At 66.1% G+C, this 22,302-nt stretch carries 13 protein-coding genes and 1 tRNA gene; 4 read left to right on the top strand and 10 right to left on the bottom strand.

Features of this window, described 5'->3' with window-relative positions; genetic code table 11:
- Positions 1–32: 32 nt before the first annotated feature.
- From NWFMUON74_RS25990 to drmD, 6 genes are all read right to left on the bottom strand, one after another.
- On the bottom strand, positions 33–1,922 hold the full coding sequence (locus tag NWFMUON74_RS25990; protein WP_232110603.1) for a UvrD-helicase domain-containing protein: 1,890 nt from the start codon (positions 1,920–1,922) through the stop codon (positions 33–35).
- A 215-nt stretch (positions 1,923–2,137) separates the two neighbouring features.
- Positions 2,138–2,884 (bottom strand): DISARM system phospholipase D-like protein DrmC, encoded by a 747-nt coding sequence (gene drmC, locus NWFMUON74_RS25985; RefSeq protein WP_187684399.1) that lies wholly within the window; start codon positions 2,882–2,884, stop codon positions 2,138–2,140.
- Entirely contained in the window at positions 2,853–4,904 is a 2,052-nt protein-coding gene (gene drmB, locus NWFMUON74_RS25980; RefSeq protein ID WP_187684398.1) for a DUF1998 domain-containing protein, read from the bottom strand. Before drmB ends, drmC begins: the two co-directional genes overlap by 32 nt.
- Positions 4,901–8,656, bottom strand: a complete 3,756-nt coding sequence (gene drmA, locus NWFMUON74_RS25975; protein WP_187684397.1) for a DISARM system helicase DrmA — start codon at positions 8,654–8,656, stop codon at positions 4,901–4,903. The genes drmB and drmA overlap by 4 nt, the downstream gene beginning before the upstream one ends.
- On the bottom strand, positions 8,653–12,666 hold the full coding sequence (locus NWFMUON74_RS25970) for an Eco57I restriction-modification methylase domain-containing protein (protein ID WP_187684396.1): 4,014 nt from the start codon (positions 12,664–12,666) through the stop codon (positions 8,653–8,655). Before NWFMUON74_RS25970 ends, drmA begins: the two co-directional genes overlap by 4 nt.
- Complete coding sequence (gene drmD / locus NWFMUON74_RS25965) at positions 12,663–15,872, bottom strand: DISARM system SNF2-like helicase DrmD (protein ID WP_187684395.1); 3,210 nt, start codon at positions 15,870–15,872, stop codon at positions 12,663–12,665. The genes NWFMUON74_RS25970 and drmD overlap by 4 nt, the downstream gene beginning before the upstream one ends.
- Positions 15,873–16,021: 149 nt before the next feature.
- Here drmD and NWFMUON74_RS25960 point away from each other — a divergent pair, with 149 nt between their 5' ends.
- Positions 16,022–17,131 (top strand): helix-turn-helix domain-containing protein, encoded by a 1,110-nt coding sequence (locus tag NWFMUON74_RS25960; protein WP_197986914.1) that lies wholly within the window; start codon positions 16,022–16,024, stop codon positions 17,129–17,131.
- Entirely contained in the window at positions 17,128–17,568 is a 441-nt protein-coding gene (locus NWFMUON74_RS25955) for a hypothetical protein (protein WP_187684394.1), read from the top strand. Before NWFMUON74_RS25960 ends, NWFMUON74_RS25955 begins: the two co-directional genes overlap by 4 nt.
- A 365-nt stretch (positions 17,569–17,933) precedes the next feature.
- On the opposite strand, the gene NWFMUON74_RS25950 is transcribed toward NWFMUON74_RS25955, so the two are convergent.
- Both NWFMUON74_RS25950 and NWFMUON74_RS25945 read right to left on the bottom strand, forming a co-directional pair.
- A tRNA-Asn gene (locus tag NWFMUON74_RS25950) sits at positions 17,934–18,006 on the bottom strand.
- Between the two features lie 144 nt (positions 18,007–18,150).
- Positions 18,151–19,179, bottom strand: coding sequence for an FAD-dependent oxidoreductase (locus tag NWFMUON74_RS25945; protein WP_187684393.1), 1,029 nt, complete (start codon positions 19,177–19,179; stop codon positions 18,151–18,153).
- A 207-nt stretch (positions 19,180–19,386) separates the two neighbouring features.
- On the opposite strand from NWFMUON74_RS25945, the gene NWFMUON74_RS25940 reads away from it, so the two are divergent.
- Positions 19,387–19,932, top strand: a complete 546-nt coding sequence (locus tag NWFMUON74_RS25940; protein ID WP_187684392.1) for a DUF8020 domain-containing protein — start codon at positions 19,387–19,389, stop codon at positions 19,930–19,932.
- Between the two features lie 12 nt (positions 19,933–19,944).
- Here NWFMUON74_RS25940 and NWFMUON74_RS25935 read toward each other — a convergent pair whose 3' ends face one another.
- Positions 19,945–20,349 (bottom strand): hypothetical protein, encoded by a 405-nt coding sequence (locus tag NWFMUON74_RS25935; RefSeq protein WP_187684391.1) that lies wholly within the window; start codon positions 20,347–20,349, stop codon positions 19,945–19,947.
- 106 nt (positions 20,350–20,455) lie between these two features.
- Between NWFMUON74_RS25935 and NWFMUON74_RS25930 the strand changes: the two genes are divergently transcribed.
- Positions 20,456–21,205, top strand: coding sequence for a thioesterase II family protein (locus NWFMUON74_RS25930; RefSeq protein WP_187684390.1), 750 nt, complete (start codon positions 20,456–20,458; stop codon positions 21,203–21,205).
- A 7-nt stretch (positions 21,206–21,212) separates the two neighbouring features.
- Here the strand turns inward: NWFMUON74_RS25930 and NWFMUON74_RS25925 are convergent, their stop codons facing one another.
- Positions 21,213–22,058, bottom strand: coding sequence for a 1-acyl-sn-glycerol-3-phosphate acyltransferase (locus NWFMUON74_RS25925; protein ID WP_187684389.1), 846 nt, complete (start codon positions 22,056–22,058; stop codon positions 21,213–21,215).
- Positions 22,059–22,302 lie beyond the last annotated feature (244 nt).

Here is a 22,302-nt window from a genome sequence, read left to right as displayed (position 1 = left end):
CGGAGGTGCTTCGTCAACTCAGGCAAGGAGAGTCACACCTGTTTCGACAGGAACGGGCTCACCGGCCCATGCCAGGTGACCGAGAGCTGTTCGCGAGCTCGGGTGCAGGCCACGAACAATAGGGAACGCTCGCGCCGGATATCGCGCTCATGCGTGTGGCGGTCTTCGTCGGCGGGGGTGACGGCGCTCGGGGACGGCACGGCGGTGGCGCCCACGCCGGCGACGGCGAGGCAGCGGAATTCGAGGCCCTTCATGCGGTGCATCGTGCCGACCGAGACGGCGTCGGTTGCGGCTCGGCCCTGCACCAGGAGATGCGTGGGAATACCAGCGATGCGCAGGGCTTGATATATTTGTTCGCCGAAGTACTTCGCCCGGGTGGCGATCCCGATCTCGGACGGGTCGATTCCGGAATCGAGCCAGTTGCGCACTCTCTCGACCAGGTGGTTCACTTCGGCGCCGGCGGAATCGAACCCGGCTGCTCCGGGTGCTCGACCATGTACTTCCGAACGGCATCCGGCAAGCGAATCCACTCCGCCCGCCATGTCGTCGACCGGTTCACCGCGCATGATGCCGAGACTCCAGGACAGGATCTCCGCCGTCGTGCGGTAGTTGATCGATAGCCGATGCGATCTGCCGGTGATGTTGATGTCGACATCGCGGAGTGTGACGTGGTTGTCGTAGATTCGCTGATGCGGGTCGCCGGCGATGAAGATGTCGTCGGTACCCGGCGTGACCGCGGCGCGCAGCAGGCGCCACTGATCGGGGCTGAGGTCTTGTGCTTCGTCCACGACGACATGGCGATACGGCTTGTCGCGCCGACTAACAAGGATTCGGGTGGCTTCGCGCCGAATCGTCTCGTAGGTCCACAGTCCACGATCGCGCAGAAGCTGCTCGAAAGCGGCTATCACGCCCCAGATCTGCAACTTCTGGCGGATGCCGAGCCGTCGGCCACGCCCGCGGCGATCGGCAAGTAGATAGCCGTCTTCGTCGGCAATCTGCTGGGCGAGTACCACCTGCCGCCACTCCTCGGCGAGGAAGGTCTCGGTGAACGGATGCGGTTGGGATACGGCAGCGGCTCGCCACAGCTCGGCCTCATCGGTGACGAAAGCCGGGGTTCCATGCACTTCGCGGAAAATGCGATTCGCAAGCCGGTCGATGTGACAGACGGAAACTCGTGCAGCCGTGACCGGATCATCGATCAGCATGCCGATCCCGTCCTGAAGCGAGTCGCCGAGCGTAGAGGTGAAGGTGGTGAACAGGACGGGGCCGGCTCCGGCTTCGGCGAGCCGTCGTGCCTTGTGCAGCGCCACTACGGTTTTACCCGTACCCGGCCCGCCGCTGACACGGGCGGGTCCGTTGTAGGTAGCGTCGACCACGGCTTGCTGGGATGGATGCAAGAAGATGCGCCACAGCGCGAACGGGTTGTCGAAGACAGCTTTCAGCTCGTCCGGCCCATCGACCACGACGACCCTGTCATGGCTGCGCTCGATCGCAGCGTCGATATCGTCGACGTCGATGTTCTCGGACGCGAGCGCGGCGCCCAACTCGGCCCAGACCTCGTCCGGTGTCATCCTGGCGGCGAGCCCGTACAGAACCTGCCATTGGGTGCTGGGCAGGAACTCCTGCGCTGCCTCCAGCGGCTCGGCGGACGTGAGGGAGCGGGCGAAACGCCTTGTGCGCTCGTCGATCCCGAGCCGGACGAGGTCTTTATCCTTGACGTGCTCGAACAGCTTGGTCGCCGTTTGCTGGTTTTCCGACTCCAGGTCGGGCACCAGTGCGTCCAGGGCAGCGATATCGCCGATTTCGATACCGCCGGTGGCACGGTTGACGGTCAGTTCGTGCCGACTGGCCCAGGCGTAGGCGTCGTCGTGGGGCAGAACTCGCAGCAGCAGGTAGGTACTGCCCGATTCCGGGGCCAGCACGATGCCGCGCCAGAAGTTGTCGATCCGAATGGACCGGTACCGCGGATGGCGGGCGGCGTTGATTTTTCCAGATGTATTCCGGTGTGCGTGGCATCGGCAAACCGGCCGAAGACCTCGGAGATCTTCACTTGGAGGGGCCGGTCGAGCTTGCCGTAATCGAGCAGGAACTCTTTGCCGATGCGCAGGACGGCCATTCGCTTCTCCTTAACCGCACGTCACTCGTCGCCGATCGGCTCGTAGACGAGGTCTTCGATCTCGTGAAGCTGTCGCTCGACTGCCTCTGCCAGATTCGAATTGTCCACGTACAGACCAAATTCCACGTTCTCATGTTCGGCGCTGCGAGAGAAGTTCGCGCTGGTGACCAGTACGAACCGGTGATCGATGATGAGGAACTTGGCGTGATTGCGGACGTAGCCGCCGTCGAAGACTTTCGTCCGCAGCACTGTTCCTGGCTTCACGTGGTCGGCGACCTGTGCGGTGGTCGGCGACCACGTTGCGGGCCGCTGGTCTGCGGCCCGGGTATCCAGGTACACTCGCACAGCGACCCCTGGACGCTGCGCCGCGCGGCGCAGCGCCGTCCACAGCCCCGAGCTGCGCTGGAAGTTGAACGTGGAGCAGACCACCGACTGCCGGGCGCCATCGACCAGGTGGGTGACCTGACTGGTAAGGCGGCCGCTTCCGGCGAGCGCGCCGGGCAGCGTCCAGAGCGGTTCGACCGAGGTGTGTGCGGCACGCGCTCCGGCGATGGCACGGAGGACGATGACTGCTTGCTGTCGGTCACCCACTGCGTCGAGCAGCGCCCGTACCCGAGTCCGGCGCTGACCGGCTACCCAGGTCATGGCGACGGTGACGGTGTCACCGTCGGCGAGCCGGTCGGCGACAGCGTGGGCTTCAGTTCCGGTGAGCAATTCACCGAGCGCGCGAGCAGCATCACTTGGGGTGCGAAAAGAAGCCAAAGCCATCGTGTCCGGGTAGATCGATCAGAAACCGTCGGTCGAGGAACCGGTTGGCGCGTTCACAGGAGGTTTCGGAGGCCATGAGACAGCAGTGGCAGGCCGCGCCGTGCAGGAACTCCTCCGGATCCTGCGGAATGCGGTTGGCGCAAATGGGATCCGAGGCGCAGCGGCGGGCCTTGCGTAGCGCACGATTCACCACCGCTTCGAAGAGGTCGGGACGGCTCTGCTCGACCAGTCCGCCGAGCGTGCCGTCGCTGTCGGACGCAGTGGTGCAGATCAGCAGGCCGGCGGCCGGCGGGCGGCCGTTCTCGGCAGGCCAGGCATAGAGTCGCTCGCTGAGGCTGGCAGCGTTGTAACCGCAGGTCATGGCCAGCTCCCGGATCAGGATATGGGCGAAGCTGTGCACCAGCCAGTACCGCGGCGGCCGAAACCGCCTGTGCGGATCGTAGTTGTCTGCCGTGTCCGACGTCCGATTACGGTAGTTGCGTTCGTGCGCTGCCCGGTGCAGAATCCACGGCTCGGTATCAACGATCGCGGATTCCCATGGGGCAACCGCCGACTCGTCCAGCTGGATGAAAATGCCTTCGCCGCGATCCTCCGTGGCGACCGTCCAGCGCGGTTTCGGTTTCCGGGTCAGGCGCACCATCCGCCCGACGACATCGTTTACCCGGTCGAACTCATCGATCCGCGTGAAACCGACGAGAGCATTGACCTTGCGCAGAGATTCCACCGCGAGAATACGGCTGATTACGGTAGGCAGGTTCGGTCCACGGTTCCGGGTGGAAAGCGTGAGACCGCTCGCCTCGTCCTTGGCACGATCGGAGTGACCATCACCGAGCGGATCACGTTGCAGGTATTGCCATTCGGGCACCAGCAGATCGACGGGGTCCCAGGCGTTGGCGTCCTCGTCGGTGGGCTCTGCTGGGGGCATCGCGGCAGCAGCGGCGATTTTCAGCAGATCGGCGTCGTCCACAGCGGACAGGTCGAAATCATCACGAAGGAAGTCGCGCAAGATATCTGGTGCATTGCGGTACTTGGCGAGCCTTTCCTCCCCCAGCGCGAGCCGGATTCGGTCGGCCAGGTCTTGATTGTGTTCGGCGGACGATTCCGGCATGACAATCACCGACTGGCTGACCGGAAACCACAGGTTCGACGCGCCGACCAGGATCAGGTGGAGATCGGCCCCACAGCCCTGGGTCGCGAAGGCGTCCAGATGTGGATGTCTGCCACGGCATTTCGGCAACCGCTCCCGGCCGAGCTCACCCTGCGCCTCGTTCATCGCCCGCTTCTTCTCGCACGCCGTACAGGTGATCGTGGCGACACCACCCTTACCGGTCGTGCGGTCCGACATCTTCAACGTGGGATGGGTGGCCTTGGTGCACGAGCGTCCGCGATGCACCCATTGCTGGTACGGGAATTCGTCGACATGGCCGAATGCGCACGCCAGCAGATAGCGTGCGGGCGTTGTCGGCCGAGACTTGAAACGCGCCTTCTCCCCTCGACGCCCCGGACACGGAGCATGTTCGAACGCCGCGAGGTCCGGCCGATACGGATGGGTGTTGCTGTACTGGAACTCGTCCAGCGGTGCCAGCAGGTCGCAGCCGGTGCAGCGCAGCCACTGCGGGAACACCCGAGCCGGTACGCCGAGGTCCTTACCTTCGTCGCTGCGGGAGGTGGTGTTCGCCTGCCGGGGGAACGGACGCAGCTCGACATCGCGCGACCGCAGCAGCACTCGGACGGCATCCTTCAATCTGGGTGCATGGATGACCGGCGCGGTGGCCCGGCGCTCCCAGATGAGGTCCCACTCGTCCAGACCCATCGGCATGATGGTGAAGTTCGGCAGGTCCAGCACTGAGCCGGGGCCGTAGGTGTACAGCAGCGACGACGGTCGCGCCGACCCGACCTTCGCCCGGTTCTTCTTGACGCCCTTCTTGTGCTGCATGTCGATGTCGCCGAGCGGGTCGACGGTCTGGCTGTCGTCGTAGATGTAATTGTCGGCCGGGTGAGTGTCGGCGGGGGTGGTCATGCGTTGTCCTTCGCCTCGGGCAGCTCCCAGCGGGGCGCGCTGAGCGGAATGTCGTAGCGCAGTTTCGCCGGATCGGGACTGACGAGCAGATTGATCTCCGGCTGCACTTCGCGCATGGAGTTGGCCACTTCGAACGGCGCGGCGGTGCGGCTGTCGCGCAGTTGGTCGGCGTCTTCCGCGCTCATCATCAACGGCTCGAACTTGTCGTTCGGCAGTTTCTCGTAGGCCAGTTGGTGGCCTCGGTTATCGGCCTCGGCGCGGCGATCGAACCAGTGATCGACCCGGTTGCGTAGCCGCGACCGGGCATGCTCGACGGCTGCTTCGTCGCTCGCTCGCGCCATTCTCGCGGCCAGCTGTTCCAAAAGTTCGTCGAGGAAGGCCTTGCAGTCGACGACGCGGCCTGCGTGCGCTTCTGGGGAGAGGCCGTCGCGGCTGCCTGCCTGCAGGACGCGGGCTGCGCTTACCAGCACCCCGTCGAGACCGCGGTCCAGCGCGGTCACCGAGTACGGCGTCACCGACAGCGCCTCGACTTGGGCGTAAAAGGTTTCGTGATAGTGCCTGAACTGCTCGAAGTGGGCGAGGTCGCGGGGGCGCGCCCAGTTGCCGACCGACACCACCAGCCCCGGCCGGGCAGGATCTCGGCCCACTCGCGAGGAAGCCTGGATGTATTCGGCGGTGTTCTTCGGCTGACCGACCACCATCATCAGGCCGAGCCGCGTGACGTCGACGCCCACCTGCAGCATCGAGGTGGCCAGCACCGCGTCGTAGGGGGCGGTGGGCCGTCGTTTGTCACCGCGTTTGGCGCCGGTGGCGTCGAAGGCCGGGTCGAAGTTCACCGCCATCTTGTCGAGGATGGCGGTGATGTCGGCGCCGGACCGTCGAGAGGTCAGTTCCTCGGTATTGAGGCTGCCGATGGTGCCGTCGCGCCGCGGCAGCAGCGACCACGGGCGACCTTTGGACAGCAGGGTCTGCACGTCGTCGCCGAGGTAGCGGACCATGCCGGCGAGTTCCCGGGTGGCGCTGAAATAGCCGACGAGGGTCATGTAGGGGTCGGCTGCCGTGCCCAAACGGTTGAGCAGCAGTTGTCCGGCGGCCAGCAGGATTTCGGAGATCCGGATCTGGGCGGTGGTGATCCGCACGCCCGTCGTGCTGATCCCGACGTAGCGGCGACCGGGCTGCTTATCGGAAGAGTCGGGGTCGTCGCGTTCGGTGCGCACCCCGATTTCGCGGGAGAAGAATGTCCGGCCGGCATCGAGCACTTGCGGTGGGAAAATGGTGACTCCGCGGCCGTACAGTCGCTTCACCTGTTCGGCGGAGTTACGGGCGGTGGCGGTGGAGGCCACGATCAGCGGTTGCGCCTTACGCCCGTCCGGGGTGCGCCATGAGCACAGTACATCGATCGCGGACTCGAACAACCCGACTGTCGTGCCCAGCGCGCCGGTGATGAGGTGCAACTCGTCTTGGATGATCAGGTCCGGCGGCCGCAAGCGCCCGGTCGACCGCACGGCCGCCGCTGGCAGGTTTTTCTCCTTGCTCGCATTGTGCTTCTCGCCGACCTTCACCTTGCAATGGGCGTAATCGGGGTGCACGTACCCGTGGCGTTCGCATCGCGTGGAGACGTAGCCGAACAGCGCTGCCGCCTCGCCTTCGCGGGCCAGACGCGCGAACTTGTCGACGGTGGCGATGAGGAAGGTGGGCGCGAGCCGGTAGATCTCCTCGTCGACAGTGAGCACCGGCAGCCCCTCGACGGCCGAGCCGCCGCGGGAGAACGGGCATTCGGCCAGGTCGTCGCTGCAGAACACGCGGACCCGGCGGGCGCTCATGTCGACTTCTACGTCGCCGCGATGTCCGTCGATGCTGTTGCCGCACCAGGGGCACCGCTGGATCTGCAGCACCGTCATCCGGTGGCCGCGCCCCTCGCTGGCCTTCTTCAACTGCTCTTCGGCTTCGTCGACCCGTTTCGGGCTGACATCGGTGCCCACCCACAGCCCGATCCGGAACGGCTCCGCGCCCCACGTGTCGGGGTCCGCGCGGCGCACCATCTCGGCCGCGCACATCAACGCGGTGGCGCGCTGGAACTGCTGGGCGGTGAGCAGCCGCAGCGTGTAACGCATCAGGACCGCGATGCCGGAATTGCCGTCCAGCGCGCCGTCGGGCGTGTTCAGCACGCCTTGCAGTCGGCGGATGGCGAAGGTATAGGCCGCCAGGCCTAGGTAGGCCTCAGTTTTGCCGCCGCCGGTCGGGAAGAACAGCAGCTGCGCCTTGGCCAGGTCGCTGGAGCGGCGTGGTGCGGCGGGATCGGTGAGCATCGGCAGCTGCATGAGAACGAAGGCGAGCTGGAAGGTGCGCCAGGAATGCGCGCGTGCGCCTTGCGACAGCACCTCGTTGCGGGCGGCGTCGATATCGAGAAATGGCTTCTCGGTGCGCAATTGCGCGATCTGGCTGTGGATGCGCTGCTGCGCCATCACCTCGTTCATGAACCGGAAGCAGCGCAGCGCGTGTTCGTCGCTGAGCAGATGCTTGAGCCCGGCGGCCAGCTGCTCGTGCACCCGGCGGGCCTCGGTGATGGCATCCTGCGCCTCGGCCAGCAGGTGCGGCGGCAGCGCGGGTTCTTCTCCGCGCCCTTCGGCGCGGGCGAGTTCATCATCGAGCCAGGCCGCGTAACCGGTGACGATCGGTTCCAGCCCGGCGCGCAGCTCGTCGACATCGGCTTCGGCGAGCAAACGCATATCGAGCAGCGCTTCGACCTCGCCTGGCACGGTGTGTGGCGTTTCGGTGACCGGCAGCCACGTCGTGTACACCGCACTCGCGCGGCGCGCGCCCGCGGCGACCTTCCAATCGACCGAGCAGGTGCGCCCGATCGCGAACTCGAGCCGGTTGCGGTATTGCAGGTACAGGCGGTTGTCCTCGCCGCGGTCGAACCGGTCCTCGAGCAGCGGGTCCTGCACCGGCAGGAACACCTCGGCTCCGTCCGCGGTCACGAGAATCTCGGTCTGGTAGAGCCAGGCGTCGGTGGGGATCTTGCGGGGCGTCTCCCGGTTGTTGCACAGCGCGATCTCGATGACTCGGCGATCGTTGCGGTCATCGTCGTAACGATCGATGCGCAGCACCACCGAATCCCGCAGCGACACTTCGGTAGTGGCGCCTTGCTCGAGATCGGCCACCCTGATCGGGGTGGCGAACTCGAACGGGATTCGCTGGAACCGCGGATGCCCGGTGCTCTCGCCCTCCGGGGCGTCTGTGAACGGCCGGTAGATCGCCCACGACGCGGTCACCGTGAACTGCTCCAGATCGGCGGGGATCTGGCAGCGCAACCCCATCGACGACGGGATCACCAGGCCGCGCTTCTGTGGCTGGTCCTCTACCGTGTCCTCGTCGGAGCCTGTCGTGGTCTCGTCGACCGGAGGCACCGGAACGCCCTGCACTTCCTGCGCGTCGAGGTCGTCACCCACATCGGTGTCCGGTTCGCCGGTGTCGGCGTTCGTGGGGGCGGCGCGGCCCGCGGTCAGCTTGTACGGGGCGATGCGGCCGATCAGATATGCGGAATCAGGTGTGGTGTCGAGGATTTCGTGCTCGCCGTGGGCAGGGCCGAGGAGTTCGCGGTGCAGAATGTCGACCAGGTCTTCCCGGGCGGTCCACGATCGGCCGTCCGGTGGGTGCTTCAGGCGGTACGCCGAGCCGTCCCAGCGGGACGAATTGGCGGCCGGGGCGTCGGCGGGTGTCGTGGAGCGACCGGGCTCGGTGGTGGTCACTGGTCGTCCTCCTCGGTGTCGGGCGCCGCCGGCGCCTTACCTTGCAGAGCGGCGCGGCGGTGGTTCTCCTCCAGGAGTCGGTCCAGGATCTCCACGCGGGCGCTGGGGCTCACCGTCCAGCGCTGCATCTGACGGTAAGTGTGGAAGCCGTGGTCCAAGGGGACATCGTCCCAGCCGTAGGCGGACAAGACTGCCTCATCGAGGTCGACGTGGATCCGACGGAGGCGGGCGATATCCGGGTCGGCAGAATCGGAGACTTTCGGGTCGTTGATCAGGTTGTAGAGCTTGGTCACGCCGAGTTCGCGACGGAGCATGATCTCGCGGCGCTCGGCATCGAGAATTCGGCCCTGATTATAAAGGTCGACGCTGGCTTCTGGACGCGGAAAGGTTGCGAATACATCGGACGGTGCATAGTTGACCCTCGTCTCTAGAGTCGAGCTGTAGGTGATCGACCACACTTGATGCACAGCGGAAGACAGCAGCGCTTGGTCGGCATAGGAATCTGTGGCGAATATGACGGTCATCTCATTAAGAATCCGGTTATTTTTTACGCGCACAGGCATCACCGCCTTGCTGATTCGGGCGATCGCCAACACTTCATCTAGTTTAGATATGGCTCTGCGCATCGCAGGGCGCTTCTCGGCATGTTGCCACCAGCGGAGCCGGACTGCTTTGCGGTTGTTCTTTTGTCGTTCATATTTTACCGTTTCCGAAATCCGCTGAAAAGGCAGCCGATACAATGATGCTTCCTCCTCAGTGCGGTCGTAGAAATCAATTACCCACCGGGAAGGTGACGTGTCAGGTCGGGAATTAAGATCTTCGCCGTTCATGTACGGGAACAACACCTCGGCGTTTTTCGGATCGGCTTCCAGCCATTCCAAAGCTTCCTTGGGTTCAAGGAAAAATCCCATACCTAACGCGTAGCATCCAATAAACGATACGCCTAAGTTCTCAGTTAATCGAACAGGCAATCCGTCCACGCGTCCGACAGACTCAAGAAGCGACGATATCCGCCGCACCCGAATACCATCTGCATTCCGTGGCACCCCGTCCGCCACATGATTCCGAGTGCCCCACACCGCTGCATACTCCAGGTTCGCACTGGCAGCTGGCCATGTCCTACTCTGGACGGCTCGGGTAATGGTAAGCCCATTCGTCACCATGCGATCGAGGCCGACTTCCCGGGTGTCTCCCTGCGCAACGGTGTTTGTCGCAATCAGCCCGAGATTGCCGTGGGGAGTGAGTAGTGACATGGCGCGTAGGAAGAAGTAGGCGACGAGATCAGCTTTGCCCCTCTGTCTGGCAGCTAACACCTGGACTAACCAGTCTCGTACGTCGGTACCCAAAGTGCCTGTGAGCTTCTGGCCACCGAGAAATGGCGGGTTGCCGATAACCGCATCGAACCCACCCCGCTCCAGCACGTCCGGAACGGTTAGCACCCAGTGCAACGGCTCCCAACGCTCGTAGTCGGTGGGCACAGTGGGCGTGAGGCCGCGTTCGATGATCCGGTCCAGCATCGCCGAATCTGGCGCGCTGCCATCGGCCGGGTACGCCATGCCGACGGCGATGCGCAGGTTCTCGTACGCCTCGGTTAACGCACGGCCGGGCTTACCACCCAGCGGCAGCCCGGCTGCCACGACCCCGTCGGCGATACGGCGCAGCTGCTCGGTGATTTCACCAAATTCGCGCCACTGCCGCCGTTTAGTGGTTGCCAACCGCTGCGGATCGGCATCGCTGATCGGACTGGCGAGAGCTCGGCGCAACCGGATCGCCTTGTTGATAACAGCATCTACATCGATATCGGAGGTCATCAGCTGCTGCGGGTCGGGGTAGATGTGCTGATGCCGCAGCTGGTCGAGGTCGGTGAGGCCAAGCAGTGAATTGCCGTGCAGTACTTTGTCATCCACGAAGGAGAACGGCAGTTTCGGGTCCAGCGATACCAGCCACAGCGACAATTTGCACATCTCCACGGCCATGCCGTTGATATCGGCGCCGTACAGGCACGAGGCGACCACATCGCGGACGGCTCGGATGTACAGGCCGTGCGCATTGCCGACGGCCTCGCCCTGCCGCTGCCAGGCTTCCGTGAGCCGGGCCGCGAGATAGCGGGCGGCGGCGACGAGGAAAGCGCCGGAACCACAGGCGATGTCGGCGACCTTGAGGTCGAGGATCTGCTCCGAGGACACCAGCCGCCAGCCGTCGGCGTCGGCGGTATCGTGCGGGCCAGGCGAATAGACCAGCGGCTCCAGCGCGTACCGGACGACTTCCTCGGCGAGGTCGCGGGGCGTGTAGTGGGCGCCGGAGTTCGCGCGGGAAGGGGTCTCGACCACCAGCACACCGCCGGGCAGGACGACGAGCGGCCGGTCGCGCAGATCGCGGCGGATGATGCCGATGAACGGGCGCAGCCGGTCGCGCAGCGGCGCGTCGGTGGTCACGGCGCGCAACGCTCGCTCGGTGTCCTTTACCATGTCAGCTGCTCGAATGGCCTTCACCAGGGCCGCTTTCGAGGGCGGTTTGGCGGCGGGCTGGTCCTTCTTCACCCAATCGAGGATTGCGGCGGCGAATTTGTCCGGGTTCGGGTCTGCCAGCGATTCCAGCAGTCCCAGAGGGATCTCCGGTTCCTCGCCGTTGCTGCCGATCAACCCGACGGTGACCACGTCGACCTCTTTGGTGGTGTAGCCGAGGAGGTCTTCGTAGATGTAGCCGATCTGCTCGACGTCGATGTCGCGGAAGGAGATGCGCCGCGCCGGTTCGCCTTTGAGCTGGGCGAACTGGACGGCCCGCAGCACCTCGAGCATCACCCGGTCGCTGATGGTCACCGCGAGGGTGTCATGGGCCGTGCGGGCGGTGAGGAACGGGAACCGGTCCGGGTCGAAGAGTGAGCCGCCGTAGGAGGGCAGCCGCAGGTCTTCGAAAGACGCGCCCAGATACAGGGCGCGGGAGGTGGCCAGTAGCCGGTGCCAGGTGTGGAAGGTCGCGTCCAAAGCTTCTTTGTTCTCTTCGTGAGCCCGGCGATCCAGCACGTCGAACCGGTCGCTGATGCCGTAGCCCTGGGTGAACAGCTCGCTCTGGGGCAGCAGTCCGCGTTCCTCGGCGAACAGCAGGAACACTACCCGCATCATCACCGTCACCGCCGCCTCGTACACTTGGCCGCGATCGGCGGGCAGCGGGTTCGGTTCGCCGTGCTCGATGCTGCCGGCGGCCCCTTCGGACATGGCCTGCACCAGCAGCTCCACCGCACGCTTGACCTGAATGCCGAGGGTTTCGGTGATCTCCTCGGCGGCGGCAACCGACGCGGCGAAGATCTCGGTGAGCCGGTCTTCGGCCCGCCCGCCGATGAGGCCGCGTCGGTTGAGCAACTCGAAGAACGCGTTGCGGGTGATCGGCTCTTCGATCCAGGTCTGCGCGTCCACGATGCCGGAGGCGACCATCGTCTCTTCCCGCGCGCTGACCAGTGCCCACCAGCGCCCGTCGGTCACGATGCCCACCGGCACCGCGGCGGTGCGCAGCAACTCCTCCATCCGGTCGATCGGCGCGGCCGCCCAGCCGTCGCCGAGCCCGTCGCGCAGGGAATCGACCGGGTCGACGACGAGCACCAGTGCCCCCACGAGGTCGCCATGCGCCAGCGCCGCGGTCGGGCGGACCGTCACGGAACGATCCGGCGAGTGGGCCGCTACCTCCGCCAGATGTCCTTGCGGCGCAGTAAGTTTCGCACCCCACCCGGCGACGTCACGCAGAATGAGATCGACCCATTCGTCGCGCGCCGCCCGGTAACGTTCTAGGGCGCCGACGCTCTCGCGGTCGCTGTCCCATTCTTCCCAGGCCTTCTCGAATACGGGCTTGGCATCCCGGAGCATCGCGAGCTGATCGCAGCCCAGCTGCGGCATGCCTTGTGGCCATAGTCTTTTCAGTGCGGGCACCGACAAGAACGGTCCGTCGGCATCGACCAGTTCCAGCCAGGCGCGGTGCAGATCGGCGCTCGATTTCGGGCGGGGTTTCGGCGAGGTCATTTCAGAACTCCAGGACGCGCGTCGGCGGGTGTCAACGCGAACACCACGGCGGCGGCGGACACGTGCGGTTTGATGTCGGTATAGCGTTCGGCGATCGAATCGACCTCGCGGCGTTCCTCATCGGACAAATTGGCCAGGCGGTCTTCCATGGCGCGCAGGTCGCGGCGGCGCTGACGCTGCATGTCGTCGGGGAACAGCATCTCCTCCTGGCCGGCGATCTCGTCGGCCAGCAGCTGCCGGGATCGTTCGAGATTGAGGCGGAACGCGCCGAAAATCTCTCGTGCGCGCGAGATGTCGGTGTCGCGCCGTCGCTCGAGCGTCGTCTCGACGATGCGCTGTTTGGATTCGGCGCGGCGCTCCATCGCGGCCAGCAAACGAGTTCGCAGCCGCGAGTTGTCGGCATTCCATAGGCGGGCCAAGGTGGACCGCACATCGGCGTCGGCGAGGGTTAATTGTTCGGCGTCGAGCGTGTTGTCGAGGAGTCGCTCCACCTTCTCCTCGGCCATCGCTTGGCCGCGGATGCGGATGCCGGTGAGGAACACCTCCTCGTGCAGCCGCACGCCCCCGCGGCCTACCAGAGCCAGCCGCGACACGGCGGCCACGCAGGATTCCGGCAGGTCCTCGACCACCACCGCGGTCACCCGGTGGATCGCGGAATCCGCGCTGAATAGGGTGCTGCGCAGGATGCGGGCCGACCGCTGCATCAGGGCGTGACCGAGATGGATGTGCACCAGGTCGGCCCGGCCGCGCGCCGCCTCCTCGTCGAAGGTGATCGGGCGCAGCACGCCAGGCTCGAGTCGAGTGTCCAGGCCGCGCAGCGCGGGCTGCCACGCAGTACCGAGGTCGGGGACCTGAAACACCTCGGCCGCGGTGTCCTGATCCCCGTATTCGATCAACGGCGGTTGAGCGGTGAGCGCCAGCGCGGTGTCGACAACGCGGCGGGCATTGGCCGGGGTAAGGTGCATTCCGGCTTTTTGCTCTGTGTAGCCTTCGGCCAGCTCGGTCAGCTGACGGTTGAGTTCACGGCCGCTGGCCAGCGCGCCGGTGATGATTGCCGCGCCGCTGTCTTCGGTCGACGGTCGCTGCTTGCGGCGATTGATGCCGGTCGGGCTGAAATGCTCCTGTATCTCCGCGTCGATCACCGGGTTCACCGAGCTCAGATCCACCGCGACCTGCCCGACCTTCTCGGCGATCCGGCGCATGAAATCCAGATCCGCGGCGTACGTGGCCGAGGCCGAGTCAGGGGCGAAGTGGAAGATCTGCGGCGCCTCCCGCTGGCCGTAGCGGTCGATGCGGCCGATTCGCTGTTCGAGCCGGGACGGATTGAACGGCACGTCGTAGTTGACCAGGCGATGGCAGTGGGACTGCAGGTCAATGCCTTCGCCGGCCGAGTCTGTCGCCAAAAGCACTCGTACATCATCGGGTTCGTTCCTGGGGGCGCGGGTGAAGCGCGCTCGGATCAACTCTCGATCTTCCGTCGGCGTCGAACCCTGGATGATGGCGAGGCGATCTTTGTAGCCGCGCTGGCGAAGAACCTCAGCGATCCACTCGAGAGTCGAGGCGTACTCGGTGAACACCACGACCCGCTCGTTCGACCAGCTCGTGGGCCCGGCAGGCCGGCAGATGCTGTCGAGGAACCCGACCAGTGTCTCGAGGCGGGAGTCAGCCCGGTGCTGGTAGCTGTATCCCCAAGTGACCAGCTCGGAGATCTCCGCGGGGGTTGCGGCCAGCAGCGGATCGGAGCCCTTGCTGCGCCGAAGCGTGGTGAATTCCGGCTGGTCTTGCTCCCCCTCTTCCTCGTCGGATTGACTGCTGCCGAGCACCTCTTGGTAATACTCGCTGTCGTCGTCATCAATATCCGGCAAGCGACCGGTCGCCGCGGCTGCGTCGTAGAGCTCCAGAGTGCGCGCGAAAGACCATGGGCTGGAAAGGAATCGTTTCTTCAGCAGCATGGCGACGATGTCGCCGGAACGGGCCTTCCGGTTCTTGCGTGCACTCTCGGTGAGCAACCGGTCCAGCAATGCGAACTTCTCCTGCTCATCCTCGGCCGGGGTGAACGACAGCGTGCGCAGCTTCCGCGGCTTGAATCCCATACCGGTGATCTCGGTCTTGAGCCGCCGCACCGCGACCTCACGCAGCGCCTGCTCGTCCAGGATTGCGCCCCGGCTGAACCGGCGGCCGTCGATCATTTCGAGCAGGGCCGTGAACGACTCGGTATAGCCGTTGTGCGGTGTCGCACTGAGGAACAGGCGATGTTCGCAACGTGCCGCGAGCTCACGGGTTGCGAGGGTGCGCTGACTATCGATTGCATAGCCACGCCGTCCCGACGGGGAAATGGGGCTCGACGGCGCGACGTGGTGGGCTTCGTCGACGACGAGGATGTCGAACACGAATCGCCGGGCTGTCGAGCTGTTCTTGGCGTCGGCGTAGATGTGGCGCAGCAGTCGCTGGGCCCGCAACGTCGGCAGCCAAGCCATGCTCACGATCACCCGCGGAAAAAGGCGAAAGGGGTTGGCATCCAACCCATGGGTGCGACGCACCTGAGCCATCAGTTCACGGTTGACGATCACGAATTCGAGGCCGAACTTCTCCCGCATCTCGTCCTGCCACTTCAGCGCCAGGCTCGGAGGGCAGACGATGATCACGGATCGGGCGCGGTGGCGCAGCAGTAGCTCTTGTATGACAAGCCCGGCCTCGATCGTCTTGCCGAGGCCGACATCATCGGCGAGAAGGAGATTCGTCCGGGCCGATTGCAGCGCGCGACGTAACGGCTCGAGCTGGTAGGCCTCGATATTCGCGCCGCTACGGAACGGCGCCTGATAAGCGTTCGGGTCGGCCGAGGTGACCGCGCCCCAGCGCACAGCGTCGACAAAGGCGGCGAGGGTGTTCGGATCATCGAAATTCTCCGCGCCGATCGTCGGGGGCAATCCCTGATCCGGCTCCCGTGTGTGTCCGACCTCGAGCTCCCACACCACGGCCAACTCTTCACCGAGCCGGTCTTCCTCGAAAGATTGCAACGTGACCACGTGGGTTAGCCCCGGCGTGCCTTCGTCCGCCGGGCTGCGCGGTAGCCCTTGTACACGAACGTCCGCGACAACCCATCGCGAACCGCGCACGTTGACAAGCTGGCCGGGCTCCGGCACGGCCGGCACACCGGCCGACCGCGCCTGCTCGGCGGCCGGGCGCTCGTCGGATGCGATTGTCATGTCTGGACCTTCCCCACTACACATGCACGCTGAGAATTCTCGATGGTGCAACGGCGACGGCGCTGCCGTAACGACACCGGCTTCGACCGTCTCGGGTAGCAATCATGCGCGTAGTTTGCGATTTTCGCAAGTGCCGTAAGCTACGCTTCGTGACCAGCATCGCAGACCGAGTGCGCGACGTTATCCAGGCATCCGGCCTGAGTCAGCGCGACTTCGGGGCGCGCATCGGTCTCGACGAGTCCAAGCTTTCCAAGTCGCTCAAAGGCATCCGGCGCTTCTCCTCGGTAGATCTTGCGCGCATCGCCGAACTGTCTGGCCGTACCGTCGATTGGTTTGTGACTGGTACTGAACCACAGCTGGCCGTCGCCGCGCGCACCTCGAGCGGCAACGCGACGGACATCTTGCGCATCGCCAGGCAATACGGTGCCATGCGTTCCGACATGGCCGCGCTCGGGTTTCCGCAACCGTGGCAACCGCTCTCGCTCGACCTGGTGGACGGGACATATCGAGCACAGGGTCAGCGACTGGCGGCGGCGGCCGCGGCCCGGCTGTCGGCCGACGCCACCCCCCTTTGGGGCCCCGAATTGCTGGACGCCGTCGAGTCAGCGTTCGGGGCCGATATCTGCATCGCCGACATCAGTTCGGACCAAGAGTTCGACGGGCTGGCGATTTCGGCGGACGATGTGAAGCTGATCGTGCTGACCACCGTCGCGGTGCCGGCCCGGCAACGGTTCACTCTCGCCCACGAACTCGGTCACCTCCTCGCCGGTGACGATCAAGGAATCCATCTCGACGAGAACATCTTCGGACCCGAGCAGCGGCGGGACCCCACCGAGCAGCGGGCGAACGCCTTCGCTGCGGCGTTCCTTATGCCGGAGGCGACTCTGCGCGGGGCAGTGGAAGCCGACGGCTTCGGGACGGCGACGTTCGCGGAGCTCGTCTGTGATCTCGTGGTTTCCCCCGCTGCGCTGGCCTATCGAATGCTCGATTTGCGGCTCATAGATGCCGGACTCTGCGACGAGTATCGCCGCCTGAGCGCGGCAAAAGCCGCGGCCATCGCTGGACGCAGCGCGGATTACAGCAGGCAGGTCATCGCCGCGCGCACAGCCCGCCCGCCGGGTTTGCTGGTCCGGGACACTTACACTGCCTATGAGCGGGGAGTAGCTACGTTGCGGCCCTACGCCACCTTGGCGGGACTAGATGAGGCAGGACTGCGGGCAGCGCTGGAATCAGATCCGGGGGAGTACCAAATTTCGTGAGCGCCTACCTGTTTCCGGACGTCACGGTGGTGCGCAGTTATGCGATGTCAGGTCGCCTGGACACCCTGCGGTCGTTGTTGCACGGTCGCGGTCGATGGACGGCCGCGACCGCTTTCGAGGCCGGCCGGACGCACGGCGCGAGCACGGCCATCGCTTCGATCGTGTCGCAAGGCTGGCTCGGCGAGCCGCTGGAAATCTCCGATCCAGACGAAATTCAGCAGGTGCAACTGCGGCGACGGGCAGTGTTCGGCGGACATCCCGACGACCCGCTGTCCCGCCTCAGTGAGGCCGAAACGTGGCATGTGCTGCGCGAGTGGGCCGCGTACGCAGACGGAATCCTAGTTACCGACGATCCGGCGCTACTGCAACACGCACACCGGTGGGGAGTCCGGACGCAACGGACCATGCTGTCGCCCACACTTCGCGAGCCCACTTGATCATGTGCGACTCGACCAGTGAGAAGCACTCAGTTTGGGGGCCTCGTCGAGACCCTCATTGCGCCGCGAGCTTCACAACGATTCACCCAGTACACGTCCCGGAAGGCTGTCGCCACGCTGATCGCCGAAGCATCGGGATTCGAAAGACGGTCGCCAAGCAACTGGGGCATTCGCGCGAGAGTGTCACCGAGCGGCACTACATCGTGTTGCCCGAGCAGGCATAGGATTCGTCGCTGGAACTTGGATTGGGCTGGGAATGACCAGCTGACGAAGCCCCGGCGCTGAATACTTGGCGTACTTTTGGTGAAAGCCCAGTCCGACCGGACCGGGCTTTTGGCTATCAGCGCTTGACCTGGCAATTTATGCTCCCCCATCTGGACTCGAACCAGAAACCTGCCGATTAACAGTCGGCTGCTCTGCCAATTGAGCTATAGGGGACTGTGGTGGCTCGTTGTGTTGGGCGGGCCGAGGAGAAACTTTAGCGTATGGGTTGTCGGGGGCCCAAATCGGGGCTCTACCTGGGGGTTCTCGGGGCGGGTGTGGCGGTGTGGGACGGCGGTGGGTGTGGTTTGCGCGCCTGCGCTACTTCCGGGGTCGCTCGTACAGCCGTGCGATGCGGTCTCGTTCCTCGACCAGTTGACGCCGGCGTTCCGCCATTGCCGCGGCCGGGTCCGCGCCGGTGGTGAGGGCGGTCGCGAGGGCCGCCGCGTCCTCGATGGCGTCGCGGGCGCCTACGCCGGCGGCGGGGGTGAGGGCATGGTCGGCGTCGCCGCAGAGGATGACGGGGGAGCGGGGCGGTGCGGCGGTGGCGAGCGGCACGTTGCGGGCGTTGATGACCCGGACGGTGTCGGTCTCGGTGAGCATGGTGTCGACGAGGGGTGCGATGGCCGGGGCGGACTGCCGGACGGCCTCGGTCCAGTCCGGCGCCGGGTGGGTCCCGAGGTCCTCGGGCGAGAGTTCGGGCTGGGTGATGCGGCAGAACCACACGGCCACTTCGTCGTTCCAGAAGTGACCGAAGGTGCTCGTGGGAAGTGTGCCGGTGCCCACCCGGCCCTGGAAGTGCAGGACCGAGGGCGCGCTGCCGGGCCGCACCGCGACGCGCGTGGTGCCGTAGACAACCGTCTGCCCGGCGTATTCAGCCGACCGGGCGGGTTCGAGGCGGGCGCGGACGAGCGAGTCGGCGCCGTCGGCGCCGATGATCAGGTCATCGGCCGCAACGGCCGCGGCACGGTTGACCACGGTGCCGGTGGCAGGATCGAGGTCGGTGATCGTGATGCCGTCGTGCCGCTGCGCACCCGCGGTCCCGGCGAAATCGCTCAGCACACCCATGAGGTCGTCGCGGAAATACAGGCGGTGGCCGTCGCTGGGCCGGGTGCGCTCGTTGTCCGTGTAGGCGATGCGGATCGCGGTGAGCGGGTGAGACACGTTGTGCAGCCGGTCCATCGGCACGCCGAGGCTGTGCAGCGCGGCGTGCGCGCGCCCGTCGAGGACGAGGAACTGCCCGTTGCGCGGGTGCGCCTGCCGCTCGTACACGGTGGCCGGGTGACCGTGCCGCGCCAGCGCTCCGGCGAGAACGGTGCCGGCGATACCGCCGCCGATGATCGTGACCATGTGGTGGCTCCTAGCGTGCGGCCGAGCGATGGGTGTCCACTGATGCCTTCGATCCGAAAAGCAACGATACCTGGGCTTTGTCGTGACGTGACCACGAGATTCCGGGAACGGACCGCTGCGCAGGGTTTTCGCGGGACAATGGGAGCGGCCGAGATCCGGCCCGGGGAATTTCGGCTGTTACCGAGCCGAGGGAATTAGGGGAAGGCAATGAGAGCCAAGCGAATCGCTGCTACCGCCCTGCTCGCGATCGGGGCCACCGGCGTCACCGCGGGGGTCGTCGGGGCGGCGCCCGCACCGGCGGCCGAGGCGGGTATCAGCGGTGTCGACCACGGCATCGCCTACGTGTCCGCGCCCACGGCCGACCACACCGGGGTGAGCACCACCGTCACCGCAGGCAGATTCACGCTCGCCCCGGACGGCCGGGCGGTCACGCTCACCGATGTCGCGGGCCGCGAGGTCGTGACGGTACCGCTGGCCGTGCGGGTCGCGGGCGGCACCGTCGGCCTGACACCGCGCATCGACCCGGCCGGCCGCACGCTGACACTGACCGCGGACTCCGCTGCGGCGCAGGTGGCCCAGCACATCGACGAGGCCGAGACCCAGGCGCGCAAGCAGCACAACGCGGTCGTCGGCGCGCTCATCGGCGCCGGAATCGGCGCGGTCATCGGGTTCTTCCTGGGCGGCGTCGGCGCCCTGGTGACGGTGCCGATCGGGGCCGGGATCGGCGCGCTGATCGGCTACTCCACACCGTGATCGCGCGGTCCGCTACCGCCGTGACCGCTGCCAGGCGGCGAGCATTCGCGCCGCCTGCGCACCGGTGATGATCTTCCGATCGGTCGCGAGCGCCGCCGCCGCGCGGACGCAGGCCGCCGCATAGTCCTCCGGCGAACAACGCTGCCGCGCGGCCGAATTCGCATCGACGCCGGTGTGCCCGTATTCGACCTGCCTCGAACCCACCGACACCACGGTCTCGTCCGCGTGCCCGATCGGCGTGGCCGCCAGGCGCACCAGCACATGTTCCGAACGGAAATCCGCGACCACACCGTGCGCCCCGGACAGGCAGTGCGGATTGTCGCAGGGAACCTGCACGGTGACGGGGTCGCCGATCTCGAGCTGCCGTAACGATCCAGCAAGGGGAACCTCCCTTCGGCCGTGCCCGCAGTCGAACACGAAAACTCCTCGGCCGCCGGGCTTTCGCGCTGTCCGGCCGACCTGCGGTGGCCGGAACGACCGAACACCGCGACAATGTCGGAGGACATCGCACGAGAGGGTTTCGATGACCGACGGACAACGAACAGCCGGGTCCTGGCTGCGGCGGTTCCATCCGCGCGCCGATCCGGCCGCGCGGCTGGTCTGCCTGGCGCACGCCGGAGGGTCGGCGACCTACTTCCATCCGGTCTCCCGGATGGTCGCGCCCGCGCACGAGGTGCTGGCCGTCCAGTACCCCGGGCGCCAAGACCGCCGCCACGAGCGCTGCCTCGAGAGCGTGCCGCAACTGGCCGAACACGTTGCGGCGGAACTGGTTCCGTGGCTCGACCGGCCGCTGTACCTGTTCGGGCACAGCATGGGCGCGTCGGTGGCGTTCGAGGTGGCGCGCCTGCTGGAGGCGCGCGGCACCGGGCCCGCCGCCCTGTTCGTCTCCGGCCGCCGGGCGCCGTCGCAGGTGCGCAACGAGACCGTGCACCTGCTCGATGACGCCGGTGTGCTCGCGGAGATGCGGCGTCTCGACGGATCCGACGCCCGGGTCCTCGACGACGAGGAGATGCTGCGCGCGATCCTGCCCGCCCTCCGAGCCGACTACAAGGCCGCCGAGACCTACCGCGGCGAGGACGGCGCCATCGTCTCCGCGCCGATCCACGCGCACATCGGCCTGCACGATCCGAAGGTGACCCTCGCGGAGGTGCGCGCCTGGCGCGACCACACCACCGGCGATTTCGAACTCACCACCTACGACGGCGGCCACTTCTATCTCGGCGAGCACGCCGCCCGGCTGGTGGCCTCGATGGAGGCGGTGATGTCGTCGTGATCGTCGCTCACACGATCGCGGCCAGGCTCGACAGCGGGCCCGGCAGGTCGGCGAGGTGCCGTTTGATGCCCGTGGCGACGGGATTGGGGATCTCGGCGCGCAACCGATCGAGTTCGCGCTGCATGGTGTCCACGGTGTCGCGGTAGCAGGCGTCCACCTCGGCCGGGTTGTCGGGATCGCCCGGTTCGGTGGACCAGCTCAGCGGCGGCAGGAAACTCAGCTGCACGGTGGCGGGCAGCGGGAACTGCGGCACGATCGGCGCCAAGCCGAACGGCAGGCCGACGGTGTACGGAAATACCTTGGCGCGCAGCAATTTGTCCAGCCGCAGCAGCCGTGCGGTGCGTTCGCCGCGGCTGACGATGAAGATGGAGTCGTGGCCGCCGGTGGCGACGGCGGGAATCACCGGAACACCGAGTCGCAGTGCGAGACGGACGAATCCCTTCCGATCGGCGAAGTCGATGCGGCCGCGGTCGGTCCAGGGACGGCACGCCTCCCAATCGCCGCCCGGGTACACCAGCACGGCGCCGCCGTCCTTCACACCGGTCGTCGCGGCCTCCCACGAAGCCGGCAGGGCGCCGAGATCGCGCAGGCTGTCGCCGAGAAGCGGTGTGCGCAGCAGGATTTCGTGCGCCAGCCCGAAGCTGGGCTCGGTCGGCCTGCGGTCCATCATCGTCAGCAGGGTGATCCAAATTTCCGGTGCCCAGTAGATCGACGAGTGGTTGCCGATGATCAGTGCCGGACCGGATTCCGGCACGTGTTGCGCGCCGGTGACCGTCGGCGTGAAGTAGTTGGTGTATGCCCGCGCCAGGGGGAGCAGCGGGTGGTTCGGATCCGGAATCTTCCGGCTGGTCATGGGTGGTGTTCCTGTCTGTCGAGTCATCGACGGACGGCGGCACGCCGCGACCGGCCCGGCGGTGCCGGACGGAATCGAATTGCCCTTGGTCACATCCCCATTGATATTCCCTGATGGTCGCGTGTGCGCGAACCGGCACGGTGCGTGCGCATCGTCTGCCCGACCGATGCCGGTCACCGTCCTCCTACCCTGCCGAGGTTACCAACCCAAGCGATTGCTTGGTAGTTGATGTGTGAAATTCAAC

Origin of the sequence: Nocardia wallacei, assembly GCF_014466955.1 — a bacterium.
In the GTDB taxonomy this organism is placed as follows: Bacteria; Actinomycetota; Actinomycetes; order Mycobacteriales; family Mycobacteriaceae; genus Nocardia; species Nocardia wallacei.
Note: the sequence above shows the minus strand (reverse complement) of the source record. Positions and strands in the feature narration are given on the sequence as shown.